General features: G+C 51.7%; 14 protein-coding genes. 11 read left to right on the forward strand and 3 right to left on the reverse strand.

Features of this window, described 5'->3' with window-relative positions; genetic code table 11:
- Nucleotides 1–34 precede the first annotated feature (34 nt).
- The gene (locus CJP72_RS25845; RefSeq protein WP_255498274.1) at nucleotides 35–541 is read right to left on the reverse strand and encodes an MFS transporter; all 507 of its coding nucleotides are present in this window, start codon (nucleotides 539–541) and stop codon (nucleotides 35–37) included.
- A gap of 506 nt (nucleotides 542–1,047) precedes the next feature.
- On the opposite strand from CJP72_RS25845, the gene CJP72_RS09575 reads away from it, so the two are divergent.
- Nucleotides 1,048–2,844 (forward strand): glycoside hydrolase family 2 protein, encoded by a 1,797-nt coding sequence (locus CJP72_RS09575; RefSeq protein WP_162380634.1) that lies wholly within the window; start codon nucleotides 1,048–1,050, stop codon nucleotides 2,842–2,844.
- Between the two features lie 127 nt (nucleotides 2,845–2,971).
- Here CJP72_RS09575 and CJP72_RS09580 read toward each other — a convergent pair whose 3' ends face one another.
- The gene (locus CJP72_RS09580) at nucleotides 2,972–4,552 is read right to left on the reverse strand and encodes a hypothetical protein (protein ID WP_162380635.1); all 1,581 of its coding nucleotides are present in this window, start codon (nucleotides 4,550–4,552) and stop codon (nucleotides 2,972–2,974) included.
- A 252-nt stretch (nucleotides 4,553–4,804) separates the two neighbouring features.
- On the opposite strand from CJP72_RS09580, the gene yjdI reads away from it, so the two are divergent.
- Both yjdI and CJP72_RS09590 read left to right on the forward strand, forming a co-directional pair.
- Nucleotides 4,805–5,035: a 4Fe-4S mono-cluster protein YjdI gene (gene yjdI / locus CJP72_RS09585; RefSeq protein WP_162380636.1), complete on the forward strand. Its 231-nt coding sequence runs from the start codon at nucleotides 4,805–4,807 to the stop codon at nucleotides 5,033–5,035.
- A gap of 11 nt (nucleotides 5,036–5,046) precedes the next feature.
- Nucleotides 5,047–5,319, forward strand: coding sequence for a GNAT family N-acetyltransferase (locus CJP72_RS09590; RefSeq protein WP_162380637.1), 273 nt, complete (start codon nucleotides 5,047–5,049; stop codon nucleotides 5,317–5,319).
- A gap of 101 nt (nucleotides 5,320–5,420) precedes the next feature.
- Here CJP72_RS09590 and CJP72_RS09595 read toward each other — a convergent pair whose 3' ends face one another.
- A complete protein-coding gene (locus CJP72_RS09595) occupies nucleotides 5,421–6,350 on the reverse strand; it encodes a LysR substrate-binding domain-containing protein (protein WP_162380638.1) in 930 nt (309 codons plus the stop codon).
- A gap of 392 nt (nucleotides 6,351–6,742) precedes the next feature.
- Here CJP72_RS09595 and CJP72_RS09600 point away from each other — a divergent pair, with 392 nt between their 5' ends.
- From CJP72_RS09600 to CJP72_RS25480, 8 genes are all read left to right on the forward strand, one after another.
- The gene (locus CJP72_RS09600) at nucleotides 6,743–7,348 is read left to right on the forward strand and encodes an ankyrin repeat domain-containing protein (RefSeq protein WP_162380639.1); all 606 of its coding nucleotides are present in this window, start codon (nucleotides 6,743–6,745) and stop codon (nucleotides 7,346–7,348) included.
- 81 nt (nucleotides 7,349–7,429) lie between these two features.
- Entirely contained in the window at nucleotides 7,430–8,263 is an 834-nt protein-coding gene (locus CJP72_RS09605) for a DUF2877 domain-containing protein (protein WP_162380640.1), read from the forward strand.
- Nucleotides 8,241–9,788, forward strand: a complete 1,548-nt coding sequence (gene fdrA, locus CJP72_RS09610; RefSeq protein WP_162380641.1) for an acyl-CoA synthetase FdrA — start codon at nucleotides 8,241–8,243, stop codon at nucleotides 9,786–9,788. The genes CJP72_RS09605 and fdrA overlap by 23 nt, the downstream gene beginning before the upstream one ends.
- The gene (locus tag CJP72_RS09615) at nucleotides 9,788–11,206 is read left to right on the forward strand and encodes a DUF1116 domain-containing protein (protein ID WP_162380642.1); all 1,419 of its coding nucleotides are present in this window, start codon (nucleotides 9,788–9,790) and stop codon (nucleotides 11,204–11,206) included. The genes fdrA and CJP72_RS09615 overlap by 1 nt, the downstream gene beginning before the upstream one ends.
- 117 nt (nucleotides 11,207–11,323) lie before the next feature.
- Nucleotides 11,324–12,874 (forward strand): xanthine permease, encoded by a 1,551-nt coding sequence (locus CJP72_RS09620; protein WP_162380643.1) that lies wholly within the window; start codon nucleotides 11,324–11,326, stop codon nucleotides 12,872–12,874.
- A gap of 24 nt (nucleotides 12,875–12,898) precedes the next feature.
- Entirely contained in the window at nucleotides 12,899–13,849 is a 951-nt protein-coding gene (locus CJP72_RS09625; RefSeq protein WP_162380644.1) for a carbamate kinase family protein, read from the forward strand.
- A 12-nt stretch (nucleotides 13,850–13,861) separates the two neighbouring features.
- Nucleotides 13,862–15,244: an amidohydrolase family protein gene (locus CJP72_RS09630; protein ID WP_162380645.1), complete on the forward strand. Its 1,383-nt coding sequence runs from the start codon at nucleotides 13,862–13,864 to the stop codon at nucleotides 15,242–15,244.
- A 34-nt stretch (nucleotides 15,245–15,278) separates the two neighbouring features.
- Nucleotides 15,279–15,466, forward strand: a 188-nt coding sequence (locus CJP72_RS25480; RefSeq protein WP_238340036.1) for a hypothetical protein, incomplete at its 3' end; no start/stop codon positions are given.

A 15,466-nucleotide genomic window follows, 5' to 3' on the forward strand; every position in this document is an offset into this window, starting at 1 on the left:
TGATTGTTCGGCACTTCCCGCGTCTTCATCCTGATTAATCCAGGCTAATTCTTCTTGATTGACTTTTTTTTACCTTCTCCGGTTTTCCGTATAAAAATAACCAGAATACAATCCAGATAAACCCGACAGCACCGGTAACGACGAACGCTTCACGCCATCCCCACTGTAAGGCAATCCAGGGAATAATGATGGGCGCAAAAATGTTACCGACATTGGAGCCCGCATTAAAAATACCGGTCGCAAATGCGCGTTCTCGTTTCGGGAACCATTCTGCGGCAACCTTTACCGCAGAAGGAAAGTTGGCGCTTTCCCCCAGCCCAAGGAATATACGCGCATAGATGAAACCAATCACTGTGCCGACCATACCGTGAGCCATCGCCGCCACACTCCAGAGCGCCAGAGCGATAGGTAAAACCAGGCGGGCACCATAAACATCAACGATACGTCCGCACAGGAATAAACCTAATGCGTAGGCGGCCTGAAATGCCGTTACGATATTGCCGTACTCAATCTCGTTCCAGCCAATATCTTTTTGCAGCATTGGCGCGAGTAACCCTAAAATAGATCTGTCAAGATTATTTATGGTGACTGAAAAAAGAGTAACGCGCAAATTGTCCATCGATATCGACTGGTTGTAGAACTCATCTTTACTGCTTGATTACTGACACCACTTTGTAACTGCCCCATCGTATTTCCTCCGTCACGATATGAGAACTTATCCAAACAGACCCAGCAAAAATTATGTTCATCCAGTGTAAGTGAGCAGGTCTGAGTCCGTGACGGGTTAGAAAGAGAATTGAGATCCCTGAAGTTCAGCCATAATTTTATGTGAGTAATATCGCTACCCAAGGTTGTTAATGTGATACAGGTCACTACGATAAAATTTATTATGAGACAATGATCACACTGCGTTGCTCTGTATTTTAGAGCTTTGTCACATTTACTTGTTTTTTCCTCTCTCTCGGCCTTCCAATTCCGAGGATCGCCATCAGGCACGGTTTTTGAGCCGTTATTCTTCAGCAACACCTCTTTTATGAAGGATATCCCATGCTGGAAAAATCTGACCTGGCAGAAAATGCCGTTGAATGCCTGCATAACGAGCAATATGACCAGCCATACAACACGCAGAATCTTAACCATACCAATCTGTTGTTTACTGGCGGTCGCGAGTGCGAAAGCCTGAGCGGAGAGTGGCGATTCACGCTGGATCTTCACGACACAGGGCTAAGGCAAAAATGGCATCTCCTGGAAAAGCGCGATCCTGAAACGCGACGGGACCCTTATGATTACGATCCTTTTGCCGGTGATACTGTTCCGGTTCCAGGATGCTGGCAGATGATGAACGAAAAATGGTTCTATTTTGAGGGGAGTGCGTGGTACACCCGAGAAATCGACTATATTATGCAGGACACGGATGAACGCATTTTCTTACGCGTTGGCGCCGCTAACTACGACTGCAAAGTTTTTCTCAATCATCAGTTCATCGGCAATCATTACGGCGGTTCCACCCCATTTTGTGCTGAGTTAACGCCGCTATTACAGCCTGGCAATAATGTGCTGATGCTGTGCGTGAATAATAATCGCACGACCGACCGACTTCCTCTGCGAAATAACGACTGGTTTAACTATGGCGGGATATACCGTGAAATCGATATTATTCGAACGCCGCAAACCTATATTCAGGATCTGTTTGTCTATTTAGTCCCCGATGGGAACTATAATCAAATCGCCGTGAGAATAGCGGTTGAAGGCGACGCGACGGAGGTTAATTTCGCCCTTACAGAATTGGGCATCTCCGCGACTTTGCCAGTGATTGATGGAGTCGCTGAAGCGACATTGTCTGCAAAACCGCAGTTGTGGTCGCCTGAGCATCCTAAATTGTATCGGGTCATGGCGACGCTGGGGCGTGATTGTGTCAGCGACCGTGTGGGGTTCAGACAAATCGAAGTTGTGGGGACGGACATTCGCCTGAACGGTAAATCGCTCTATCTTCGTGGCGTAAATTGCCATGAAGATGATGTCCTGTTAGGGAAAATGACCAACGAAGCGGATATTCGCCGCCGTTTTCAGGATGCCAAAGAGCTGAACTGCAACTACCTGCGACTGGCGCATTACCCGCACCATGAAATGGCTGCGCGTATTGCGGATGAAGTGGGTTTGTTGCTCTGGGAGGAAATTCCAAACTACTGGGCGATAGATTTTAAAAATCCGGCAACCCAACGTGATGCGCATAATCAGTTGATGGAACTTATTTATCGTGACCGAAATCGTGCCAGCGTGATTATCTGGTCAGTCGGTAATGAAAATGCGGATACCGATGAGCGACTGAATTTTATGACCTCGCTGGTTGATGCCGCCCGCCAGGCCGATCCCAGCCGTTTGATTTCTGCCGCTTGCCTGGTCAATCATGCAAAAATGAAAATTGAAGATCGTCTGGCTGATTTTCTCGATATTATCGGACTGAACGAGTATTACGGTTGGTACGAAGAGAATTTTGACGATCTGATTGTGCTGGGAGAAAACTCGTCGCCAACAAAACCTGTTGTCATTACCGAAACAGGGGCGGAAGGTGTGATAAGCGATGATGCTCCCCAGTCAGGGCCATTCTCGGAAAACTATATGGCGGATGTTTATCGCAAGCAGACCGAATATTTGCCAAAACTGAATTATGTTCGTGGTTTTACCCCGTGGTTATTGTATGACTACCGTACAGAAAGACGGCAGAATCCTTATCAGAAAGGATTCAACTGCAAGGGGCTTATTACCGCCGACAAAATAACACGTAAAAAGGCATTTTATGTGCTGCGCGATTTTTATCAGCAGCTCAAAAATGCCGGGTCATAAGCTAACATTGTTAGTTTAAGACCTGAATATCCGGGGAAACACCGGGTTTGGCGTTCCTCCGGGAATTAAATCCCGGTGTTTCCCCTCATTTATTGACTTAAGTGAACGGTGTTAGGTCATAAGCCGGTTAATCAGCGGTCAGACTTTCTGCCAGGCTAAGTAGCCTGGCAGGATCAAATAACATTGCCAGATAATGCGGCTGCTGTTGTTCTTCTTTATCCAGCCATTCTGAAATTCGATGTGCTAACAGGCGCAGTTGATTAATCTCTTTGGTTAATTCAAATAAAGAGATACCGCTCTGAGCGCCGTATCGGTCTAACATCATTTTCATGGCGACGCTTCGTGCTACCCCGTTAAACATCTCGGTGTACCAGGGGACGCGTTCCCAGACACGTTTGAACAGATCTCTTTTTTCTTCCGACATCGCAATCGAATGTATTATTTGATGCAGCCGGTTACGGGAGTCTTGTGCCAAAAAGATTGCCCGTTGCTTCTCTAATAATAATTTCTGATACTGTTCACGCCCGGTGTCGGGATCGCCCATCGGGAATAAAACCGACATGCTATAATCGTCAGAATGGCGTAAATGTAACTGAAGCTGTTTTACGGCTTGTGCATAGCTTTCAGGTACCTGGCTGTAGTGGTGCAAAACATGCCCCAATATATAGGGCGTTTTTCTCATCCATTCGTAGCTGCAGGTATACAATTGATGAAAAGTATTTAGTTCAGTCACCCCGACTTTATGCTCAAGCATATCGGTGAGCCAGCAGTGAAATGCCTGTTTCTCAGACATAAATATTTCGCGGCCAAACATGGCTAAACCATGCAAATTCACCGAATTTACCGAGTTGATCAGCGAGCTGTTAGAGATCCATTCCCAACTAAGCCGTCCCGTAATCGCTTCCAGATGCTCGCCAGCCATGCTTTCAACCCAGCTTAACCGGCCCTGAATCTCTTCTAATAAATAACAAGGCAATAATGTCCAGCCATACTCCAGTCCCCACATATCAAACTCAATCCATTTGATTCGACCTTCAAGTTGAGTCAATAAGGGATTATTCACAAAGCCAGGACGATAACCATGCGCCACGGCCTTAATGGATACTCGCACATCCGGCGGTAATACCTGTAGCGCATTCACTAATTGCCATGATGCCGCTTCGTCCTCCATATAGTCACGCAGGACCATTTTCTTGCCGAGACTTCGCAGCGTTTGATAAAGGTAAGGGATCGTCGTGACCCAACTGGCTCTGTATGGCTGATGTCGGGGAAGATTAACAATCATGCCATCAATACCGGATAATTGTTGTAAAGCTTCAAAGAGATCCTGCTGATAAAAATTTTTCCAGAAAACTTCATCTGCGCTGATATTTTCAATCAAGGCATGTTCGGGATATTTTTCTTGTATTTTGCCGTCACGGGGCAGGGCTTCCCCTTGTAACCAAACACCAATACCCGATGTCCGACAGTAACGGCATAAACGTTGCAGATATAATATATGCTCCTGACGTTCGCGTAGCAGATTTTCACGGCCATGTTGGCAATAAATTGATGGCGAAACTAATAAAGATAATAAATTCTGTTGGTTAATGACAAGCCCATTAAATTGGTCCCGAATCATTACCGCAATGACACTCTGCAAATATGGCCAGTGCCAGATCAGCGAAGAATTCACTTCTAATAAACGAAGCGGAATAGAGGTCTGCACTTAAAGAAACCACGCGAACAAGGTTAACCATACCTTCTATTTTATAGCCGATGCTTCTGTTGCACCAGAGTTAGTTAAGGCCAATAGCAGATTAAAACGCTGTGGAAAAGTCGAATGCAAACCCAAAATAGTGTGAATCCCGGAAGACATTCTTACTTTTAAAAAGATAATTTCGGTGAATGTATCATAGTCACCCGACGCGCACAGGACTATGCTTAGTCGCGACACCCTAAAAACAACAGAGGCAATGTCATGGATAAAGCATTACTGGACGCGGGGTTCCGGGCCTATACCGGTGAGAAAATTGATGTCTACTTCAATACGGAGATTTGCCAGCATTCGGGCAACTGCGTGCGTGGCAGCGCCGCACTTTTTAACCTGAAACGCAAACCGTGGATTATCCCCGATGAAGTGGATGTCGCCACGGTGATCCGAGTGATCGACACGTGTCCGAGCGGCGCGCTGAAGTATCGGCAGAAATAAGCGAGGGACAAATGGATATTCTCGAAGGCCATAACAAATTTTATGTTAACGATGCTGAAGGCAATCAGATTGCGGAGATTGTATTTGTACCTACAGGGGAGCATTTGAGCATCATTGAGCATACCGATGTTGATCCCACTCTGAAAGGGCAGGGGGTAGGTAAAAAGCTGGTGGCGAAAGTGGTGGAAAAAATGCGCCAGGAAAACCGCAAGGTCATACCGCTCTGCCCCTTTGCGAAACACGAGTTTGATAACACTCGTGAATATGATGATATCCGCGCCTGAGCGTGATTTCTTGCCGGACGGCGCTTCGCTTATCCGGCATGAACATTGATCGTTATGACTGTGATCGTAGGCCGGATAGGGCACCGCCGCCATCCGGCATATCACGCCTGGTGCAACAGATCCTGATAAATTCCCGTCAGTACCCCTTGTGGGCCAAACTCTTTTTTAATCCACTGGGTCACACGGCCTGTTGCCGAATGCTGTGTCGCCAGCAGCATACGTGAGTCCTGACGCGGGTTGTGGATCTGACGCGTCACCAGCAGCGATTTTTCCATCGCTTCCCGCACCATGTAGTCTGGCAAAAAGCCAATCCCTTCCCCCAGAATCTGGCACTGGCACTTGGTGTTGAAATCGGGTACCAGAATCGACTCCTGACCATGCAGTAGCCAGCCCACTTTTTTATTAATCGTGTGCGCCGTATCTTCGACCATGATGTTTGGGTACAAACGCAATTGGCTCTCGGAAATCGGCTCCGGCATAAAGGCCAACGGATGATCCGGGGCGATGGCAAACGCCCAGCGGATGGCGCCGATTTCGGTGTAGTCGATACCGCCGCCGTCGAGCAGCGTGTCCGGCGCGCCAATCGCGATGTTGGCCTGGTTATTGATAATGGAATCCCAGACGCCGTTGTACACCTCTGTCGTGACCGTTATCTGGCAAGTCGGGAACTGCTTTTTCAGCACCTGCAACAGTCGGGCGGTATGTTTTGGGGTATACAGCAACTGGTTGATGCAAATACGCACTCGCGCCTCAATACCCTGAGCAATGGTGTCAATACTGCGTTTGATGGCGTGAAAGTCGTTTAGCAGATCGGTCGCTTTACGAAAGAAATAACGGCCAGATTCCGTTAGCTCAATGCTGCGTGTGTTGCGGGTAAACAGCACAACATCAAGTCCCATTTCCATTCGCTTGATGGTGTAACTGATGGCTGAGGTGGTTACGCCCAGTTCCTCGGCTGCCTTACTAAAGCTGCCATAGCGGGCGGCCATCGTGAAGGCCAGCAGATTCTCCTCGGTAAAAATCGAATTCATCTTTTCTTCCCTCCCGCCCTGAATCTGTAGTCTGCCATGCCGCGATTGTTGAATGTATTTGTAATCCTTATAGCAGGCAATCAGTTTTGAACGAAATTTAACACTAAAGTTACATTTGATTTGAAGAGAATCACACTTCTGAGTTTTAGTGACAGGCCACACGCTGTGCTGCCTGGCGTGGCGCGATCGCGCATGACAACCCAGGCCAGAAAGGAGATTAACCATAAGAGAAACATTGCACTGCCGCACGTTTTGCCTTTATTGTGAAATTTATTTCAACAATCGACGCGCTTACGATGAATGAAATTTAAGCGGATGTTTTTCCCATCACTCTGTTGCTATTCTCAGGTTATCGGAATTGCAAGAAGTCTAAATACGACAGGAGAGGGAATATGTCTGAGAACGAACTCATCACAGAATTTCTGTTAGCAGCAGAGCAGGGCAATGCTGAAGGATTAAAATCCTGTCTGGCAAATAATGTCGATATTAACGCCACTAATCGTCAGGGACGTACTGCGATTATTATTGCCAGTCTGAATAAACACTACGATTGTGTGTCTTTATTGATTGCAGCGGGTGCGGATATTAATAAACAGGACCAAACCTGTTTTAACCCTTTCCTGATCAGTTGCCTGACCAACGATTTAACACTGCTGCGTACGGTATTACCTGCCAACCCAGATCTTGAACGTTTGAGCCGTTTTGGCGGTGTGGGAATTACGCCAGCCAGCGAAAAAGGTCACGTCGAGATTGTCCGTGAACTGCTAACGCGAACGAATATTAACGTTAACCACACCAATTTTGTCGGCTGGACGCCGCTGCTGGAAGCCATTGTGCTCAACGATGGCGGCGCAAAACAGCAGGAGATCGTCAAGCTATTGCTCGATCACGGCGCGAACCCGCACATGACGGACAAATACGGTAAAACCCCGCTGGAACTGGCGCAGGAGAAGGGGTATCACGAGATTGCCGGGCTGTTGATTGCCGCAGGCGCCTGACGGAGGAACACCATTATCGCATCGCCATTACGGCAATGCGTCAGGGCGTTAACGGCAGATAGCGCGTTTCTCGCACAGCGAATGGAGGGACGGGTTGAACAGGTTTTTTCCCGGGCGGTAAACCTGTTCATACCCGGGCAGCAGCGATTACTGACACTCCTCAGCGAACGCTGCGACAACGCCCCTAACAGCTGCCGTCTGGCGCTGACGCATTGCAATCACCTGTTTAGCCCTGGTGAGCAGGTTAGATTTTCGGCGTCAGGGATCGCAATAGGCGATGATAAATGGATTGACACCGTTGCCTGTCAGCGCTGGTTGATGCCCGAAGTATCAATGAGCGCAGACTGTTTTACCGCCATTCCCTGGCGACGCTGGGCCGGGACGCTGTATCAGCATCTCGGATGTGACGACACTCTGTTTCTGTATACCGGCGATAATCCCTTTTATCGCGAATTAGCCAGAGAACTGCAGCAGCGCCGCCAATCTTTAATTTCCGCGCTGAAGCAACAACACAATATGACGGAGGCGATTACCCGCCTAATCGGTTTGGGCATTGGATTAACGCCTTCATCCGATGATTATTTAGTGGGTTTGAGTATTATTTTATTTATCCGCGGACATCCGCTGGAAAAATATCATGACGCATTTTTAATAGCCTTACGACATGCCGGAGAAAATACCACGCTGTTCAGCAAAATAACGCTGGAAGAGGCTTTTCATCGGCGTTATCGGGAAAGTATTACGCGACTGGTGAAAAATATCATTACCGAGTCAGATAACTTTTCTACCCATATTATTACCGACATTAAAAATATCGGTTCAAGTTCTGGCTGCGACATGCTTTATGGCATGGCAGATGCCTGCGCTTTGAGCCACTGGTCCGGAGGGAATTATGTCAATCAGGATAGTTGTTAAAAAGAACACGTATTTTGATTCTGTCTCGCTGATGTCCATCTCCACGCGCGCCAATAAGCTGGAAGGTGTGGAACAGGCGTTTGTGGCGATGGCCACAGAGATGAATAAAGGCGTACTGAAAAATCTCGGTCTGCTGACGCCAGAACTGAATGAGGCGAAAAGCGGCGATCTGATGATTGTGATTAAAGGCGCCAGTGAGGCGGCGAACGAGCAAACGCTGGCCGCCATCGACGGGTTATTCACGCATAAAGAGCAGGGCGGTCAGCATGAAGCGCGCTACGCCACTCTGGCCAGTGCGAAGGCACACGTACCTGACAGCAACCTGGCGGTGATCTCGGTCAACGGTTTATTCGCGGCGCGCGAAGCCCGACAGGCACTGCAAAACAACCTTAACGTGATGCTCTTTTCCGACAACGTCTCCATTGAGGATGAGCTGGCGCTCAAGCAACTGGCGCATGAAAAAGGGTTACTGATGATGGGACCGGATTGCGGTACTGCCATCATCAACGGTACGGCACTGTGCTTTGGCAACGCCGTGCGGCGCGGCAATATCGGCATTGTTGGCGCATCGGGGACCGGTAGCCAGGAACTGAGCGTGCGTATCCATGAATTTGGCGGTGGGATTTCCCAACTTATTGGCACCGGTGGGCGCGATCTGAGTGAAAAGATCGGCGGTCTGATGATGCTGGACGCCATCGACATGCTGGAAGCTGACCCGCAAACGGAAATTATCGCGCTCATTTCCAAACCTCCCGCGCCTGCCGTTGCCCACAAAGTCCTGGAACGCGCGTGCCATTGTCACAAACCGGTGGTGGTTTGTTTCCTCGGGCGCGAAGAACCCCCGGCAGACGAAAACGGCCTGCTGTTTGCACGCGGAACCAAAGAGGCGGCGCTGAAAGCCGTGCTGCTGACAGGGGTGAAAAAAGAGAGTCTGGATCTTCACCCGCTCAACTGGCCGCTTATCGAAGAGGTGCGCGCCCGTCTGACGCCGCAACAAAAATACATTCGTGGACTGTTCTGCGGCGGCACACTGTGCGACGAAGCCATGTTCGCAGCGATGGAAAAACATGATGAGGTTTATAGCAATATCCATCCGGATCCGCGTCGCCGTCTGACCGATCTCAAGTGCAGCGTGGCGCATACCTTCCTCGATTTTGGCGATGACGATTTTACCAACGGCAAGCCGCACCCGATGATCGACCCCACTAATCGCATTAGCCGTCTGTTACAGGAAGCGCGCGATCCGCAGGTGGGCGTGATCGTGATGGATTTTGTCCTCGGGTTTGGATCGCACGAGGATCCGGTCGGCGTCATGATCGATGCTATCAAAGAGGCGAAGGCGATCGCCGCCGCAGAAGAACGTCCGCTGGAAATTTTGGGCTATGTGCTTGGCACCGATCTCGATACGCCGTCGCTGGAAAAACAGTGCCAGATGCTGACGGACGCAGGCGTTATCTGGGCGAGCAGCAGCACCAATACCGGATTGCTGGCGCGCGAATTTGTTTGCAAAGGGGAGGAAGCCTGATGAGCCAGTCACTGTTTAACCAGCCGCTCAATGTGATTAACGTCGGCATTGCCATGTTCAGCGATGACCTGAAAAAACAGCATGTGTCGGTCACCCAACTCGACTGGACGCCGCCGGGTCAGGGCAACATGCAGGTGGTCAGCGCGTTGGATCAGATTGCGGATTCCCCGCTGGCAGAGAAAATTGCCGCCGCTAACCAGCAGGCGCTGGAACGCATTATTCAGTCCCATCCGGTACTGATTGGCTATGACCAGGCAATCAACGTTGTACCGGGGATGACCCGTAAAACCATTCTCCACGCCGGCCCGCCGATTCGCTGGGAAAAAATGTGTGGTGCGATGAAAGGCGCCGTGACCGGAGCGCTGGTATTTGAAGGTCTGGCAAGCAATCTGGAACAGGCCGCAGAGCTTGCCGCTTCCGGTGAAATTACCTTCTCGCCCTGCCATGAGCACGATTGTGTGGGGTCGATGGCGGGGGTCACTTCTGCGTCGATGTATATGCACATCGTGGAGAACAAAACCTACGGCAACCGCGCTTATACCAACATGAGCGAGCAGATGGCGAAGATCCTGCGCATGGGCGCTAACGATCAGAGCGTCATCGACCGCCTGATTTGGATGCGTGATGTGATGGGGCCGATGTTGCGCGATGCCATGAAGATGGCCGGTGAAATCGATCTGCGACTGATGCTGGCGCAGGCGTTGCACATGGGCGACGAATGCCATAACCGCAACAACGCAGGCACCGCGCTGCTGATTCAGGCGCTGACGCCGTGGATTATCCAGACCGGGTATCCGGTGGCGCAGCAGCGTGAAGTGTTTGAGTTTGTCGCCAGTAGCGACTACTTCTCTGGCCCGACGTGGATGGCCATGTGTAAAGCGGCGATGGATGCCGCGCACGGCATTGAGTACAGCACAGTCGTGACCACCATGGCGCGTAATGGCGTGGAGTTTGGTTTGCGCATCAGCGGTTTGCCTGGACACTGGTTCACCGGTCCGGCGCAGCAGGTGATTGGCCCGATGTTCGCCGGTTATAAGCCAGAGGACTCCGGGCGCGATATCGGCGATAGTGCTATCACGGAAACCTACGGTATCGGGGGTTTTGCCATGGCAACCGCGCCAGCCATCGTGGCGCTGGTGGGTGGGACGGTAGAAGAAGCCGTCGATTTCTCCCGTCAGATGCGAGAGATAACGCTGGGCGAAAACCCGAACGTCACCATTCCCCTGCTGGGCTTTATGGGGATTCCTACGGCTATCGACATCACGCGTGTCGGCAGTACCGGCATTCTGCCTGTGATCAATACCGCCATTGCGCACAAAGATGCGGGGATCGGCATGATCGGCGCTGGCATTGTCCACCCGCCGTTTGCCTGCTTTGAGAAGGCGATTCTGAGCTGGCGTGACCGCTACTGCCAATAACAACCACAGGGGCTAACGCTGTTAGCCCCACTGTCGCGAAGCTAATAACGTTGTTCACCTGCAGGGCCGGGCGATCGTCGGGATCGCAAATGATGCTTAACCTGTGAAGGATATTCCATGAACAGAATAAAACTAGAGTGGAAACGTGGTGACTGGGCCGCATATTTTGGGCTAATGACCAACAATCTGACTAACCTGCTGACGATGATGGGGCTACTCATCTTTGTCGTCGGGATCCCCAAAGAGATCGTGTATGGCCGCATTGCGCCCGCTTTTGGTCTGGCGGTGCTGGTAGCGAGTATCTGTTATGCCTGGTTTGCCATGCAGATGGCGAAACAGACGGGGCGCACCGATGTGACGGCGCTGCCGTCCGGGCCAAGCGCGCCGTCGATCTTTACCGTGACTTTCCTCGTATTGATGCCGGTTTACCAGCAAACCAAAGATGCCGACTTCGCCATTCAGATAGGCCTGGTCTGGTGTTTTGTTGAGGCGTTGATCCTGGCGGGCGGTTCCTTCCTTGGCGAAACCATCCGTAAGATGATCCCGCGTACTGTGCTGCTCTCCTGTCTCTCTGGCCTCGGTTTATTGCTGCTGGCAATGAACCCGATGTTGCAGGCTTTCGAAGCACCCACGGTCTCGTTCATCGTCTTGCTGCTGATCTTCATTAACTGGTTTGGTAAAAAACCGATCTTTGCCCGTATTCCCACCGGTCTGTTGCTGCTCATTGCCGGTACGGCGCTGGCGTGGATTTCGGGTCTGCAAAGCCCGGAAGCCATTAAAGCGTCAATGTCGTCTTTTGGTTTCAACCCGCCAGAAGTCCATGTCGACAGCTTCCTGCAAGGGCTGCCGCATGCGCTGCCGTATCTGGCGTCGGCGGTGCCGTTGGGGCTGGCGAACTATATTTTTGACCTTGAGAACATCGAAAGCGCACACGCCGCTGGCGATGAGTACAACACACGCAAAGTGATGCTGGCGAACGGGCTCTCTTCCATGCTCGGCTGTCTGATGGGGAACCCGTTCCCGGTCACTGTTTACGTTGGGCATGCCGGGTGGAAAGCGATGGGCGCCAGCATCGGTTATACCCTGGCGTCGGGTGTCACTATGTTCCTCGTCCCGCTGTTTGGACTGGGGGCGTTTATGCTTGCCATTATTCCGATGACCGCCATCGTACCGATTCTGGTCTTTATCGGCGTGGTGACCGCCAACCAGGTGGTGCGCGAAACGCCAAAAATAGAAGTACCGGTCATTTTCATCTGCCTGTTCCCGTGGATAGCGAACTGGGCGCTGACTATCGTGAACAGTGTGATGGGGGCGGCAGGGACGTCAGCGGCGAAGCTGGGCAGCGCTCTGTTGCACAGTAAAGGCGTCTATTACGATGGACTGGTGCATCTTGGCAGCGGCGCGCCGCTCGCCAGTATGCTGTGGGGGTGTATCGCCATCTTCGCGATTATCAATAAACCGTTACGTGGCTCGGTCGCTGCCGCCTGTGGCGCACTATTGTCGCTGTTTGGCGTGATCCATTCACCGATGGTGGGGATTGCCGAAGGCGCTTCCCTGATGTTCGTCCTCGCCTACCTGATGGTGAGCGGCGTGTTTGTACTGAAACACTTTCTCGATAGTCGGGAAGCGGTGTCAGATGCCGCGCAGGAACCGACGAAAACTACCTGAATGCGTTGATGGGATGAATACACGATGAAAGAACTTGTGGTCGTTGCCATTGGCGGCAACAGCATTATCAAAGATAACGCCAGTCAGTCGATTGAACATCAGGCCGAGGCGGTGAAAGCAGTGGCGGATACGGTGCTGGAGATGCTGGCATCAGATTACAACATTGTGCTGACTCACGGTAACGGGCCGCAGGTGGGGTTGGATCTACGACGTGCGGAAATCGCCCATGAACGCGAAGGACTGCCGTTAACCCCGCTGGCAAACTGTGTGGCGGATACTCAGGGTGGTATCGGTTATCTGATCCAGCAGGCGTTAAACAACCGTCTGGCGCGTCATGGGGAACAGAAAGCCGTGACCGTTGTGACCCAGGTGGAGGTGGACAAAAACGACCCTGGTTTTGCCCATCCCACAAAGCCCATTGGCGCGTTTTTTAATGCCACCCAGCGTGATGAACTGCAACGACTGAATCCGGGGTGGCGTTTTGTGGAAGATTCCGGTCGCGGTTATCGGCGGGTTGTCGCCTCGCCGGAGCCGAAACGCATTGTCGAAGCGGATGCCATTAAAACGCTGACCCGGCAAGGTTTTGTGGTGATTGGCGCGGGTGGCGGCGGGATCCCGGTGGTACGAAGCCCGCAGGGGGATTATCACAGCGTGGATGCGGTCATTGATAAAGATCTCTCCACGGCGTTGCTGGCTCGTGAGATCCACGCCGACATTTTGGTTATCACCACCGGTGTTGAGAAAGTCTGCATTCACTTTGGCAAACCTAAGCAGCAGGCGCTCGAGCGGGTGAATATCCCTACGATGACCCGCTACATGCAGGAAGGGCATTTCCCGCCAGGCAGTATGCTGCCCAAAATTGTCGCCAGTCTGGCGTTTCTGCAGCAGGGCGGAAAACGGGTGATCATTACCACGCCGGAATGCCTGCCCGCCGCACTGCGTGGCGCAACGGGCACCCATATCGTCCATTCATAAAAGGAAGATGCGATGAAGGAAAACAAAAGCCGCCGTGAGTTTCTCAGTCAGAGCGGCAAAATGGTCACTGCCGCCGCCCTGTTTGGCGCTGCGGCTCCGGTCGCGTATGCTGCTAATTCTGTCGGCACAACCGGTGACGCGAAAGGCGCTATGACTCTCAACGACACACATTACTATCTGGATAACGTTCTGCTGGAAGCGGGCTTCGACTACGAAAATTCGGTGGCGGTGCATACCCGAACCGAGCTGCAAACCGTTGAAATTCAGGACGGGAAAATTGTTGCGCTGCGTGCCAATAAAAGCCATCCGGATGCGGCTCTGGCGCATTACGATGCGGGCGGGAAGCTGATGCTGCCCGCGATGCGCGACATGCACATCCACCTGGATAAAACCTTCTACGGCGGGCCGTGGCGCTCATTAAATCGACCGGCGGGCACCACTATTCAGGATATGATCAAGCTTGAGCAAACGCTGTTGCCTGAGTTACAGCCGTATACCCAGGAACGGGCAGAAAAGCTGATCGACCTGTTACAGTCAAAAGGGACTTCTGTGGCGCGCAGTCACTGCAATATTGAACCGGTGTCCGGGCTTAAGAACCTCGAAAACCTGCAGGCAGTGCTGGCGCGGCGCAAACCGGGTTTTGAGTGTGAAATCGTGGCGTTTCCCCAACATGGTCTGCTGCTTTCAAAGTCAGAACCGCTAATGCGAGAAGCAATGCAGGCGGGGGCGCACTACGTTGGCGGGCTGGACCCGACCAGCGTGGACGGCGCGATGGAGAAATCCCTCGATACGATGTTCCAGATTGCGCTGGATTATGACAAAGGGGTCGATATTCATCTGCACGAAACCAGCCCGGCGGGTGTGGCGGCAGTGAATTATATGGTTGAACGGGTGGAAAAAACGCCGCAACTCAAAGGGAAATTAACCATCAGCCACGCCTTTGCGCTCGCCACCCTGAATGAGCAACAGGTCGATGCGCTGGCAACCCGAATGGCCGCCCAACAAATCACCATTGCCTCAACGGTGCCCATTGGCACGTTGCATATGCCGCTCAAACAGTTGCGTGACAAGGGTGTGGTGGTTATCACGGGAACCGACAGCGTGATCGACCATTGGTCACCGTATGGTCTGGGCGACATGCTGGAGAAGGCGAACCTGTACGCGCAGCTCTATATTCGTCCTAATGAGCAAAACCTGTCGCGGGCATTGTTCCTGGCGACGGGGGATGTCTTGCCATTGAACGATAAAGGCGAGCGTGTCTGGCCAAAAGCGCAGGATGAAGCCAGTTTTGTGCTGGTGGACGCCTCCTGTTCTGCCGAGGCGGTAGCGCGCATCTCTCCGCGTACGGCGACATTCCATAAAGGCAAGCTGGTGTGGGGGAACGTCGCCAGCTAATGCGTACGCCCACCGTGGTTGCACGGTGGGTTTCTTGTCTATAGAAAACCCCCAGCTAGGCTGGGGGTTCAGTAAAGCTTTCAGCTTTGAGCCAGTTATTAAAACCCCTTTTGATTTGTTAAAACACCTTGCGGTCTGGCAACTGCAAATGTTCAACAAGAAATCAAAAGGGGGTCCCAATGAGGGACGAAAAGAGCTTAGCGCACACCCGATGGAACTGTA

Source organism: Citrobacter sp. NCU1 (genome assembly GCF_010231475.1).
Classification (GTDB): domain Bacteria; phylum Pseudomonadota; class Gammaproteobacteria; order Enterobacterales; family Enterobacteriaceae; genus Citrobacter_D.

Coding starts and splice junctions, on each gene's coding strand:
- CJP72_RS25845 (WP_255498274.1), bottom strand. CDS start 541: ATGCTGCAAAAAGATATTGGCTGGAACGAGATTGAGTACGGCAATATC.
- CJP72_RS09575 (WP_162380634.1), top strand. CDS start 1,048: ATGCTGGAAAAATCTGACCTGGCAGAAAATGCCGTTGAATGCCTGCAT.
- yjdI (WP_162380636.1), top strand. CDS start 4,805: ATGGATAAAGCATTACTGGACGCGGGGTTCCGGGCCTATACCGGTGAG.
- CJP72_RS09590 (WP_162380637.1), top strand. CDS start 5,047: ATGGATATTCTCGAAGGCCATAACAAATTTTATGTTAACGATGCTGAA.
- CJP72_RS09595 (WP_162380638.1), bottom strand. CDS start 6,350: ATGAATTCGATTTTTACCGAGGAGAATCTGCTGGCCTTCACGATGGCC.
- CJP72_RS09600 (WP_162380639.1), top strand. CDS start 6,743: ATGTCTGAGAACGAACTCATCACAGAATTTCTGTTAGCAGCAGAGCAG.
- CJP72_RS09605 (WP_162380640.1), top strand. CDS start 7,430: ATGGAGGGACGGGTTGAACAGGTTTTTTCCCGGGCGGTAAACCTGTTC.
- fdrA (WP_162380641.1), top strand. CDS start 8,241: ATGTCAATCAGGATAGTTGTTAAAAAGAACACGTATTTTGATTCTGTC.
- CJP72_RS09615 (WP_162380642.1), top strand. CDS start 9,788: ATGAGCCAGTCACTGTTTAACCAGCCGCTCAATGTGATTAACGTCGGC.
- CJP72_RS09620 (WP_162380643.1), top strand. CDS start 11,324: ATGAACAGAATAAAACTAGAGTGGAAACGTGGTGACTGGGCCGCATAT.
- CJP72_RS09625 (WP_162380644.1), top strand. CDS start 12,899: ATGAAAGAACTTGTGGTCGTTGCCATTGGCGGCAACAGCATTATCAAA.
- CJP72_RS09630 (WP_162380645.1), top strand. CDS start 13,862: ATGAAGGAAAACAAAAGCCGCCGTGAGTTTCTCAGTCAGAGCGGCAAA.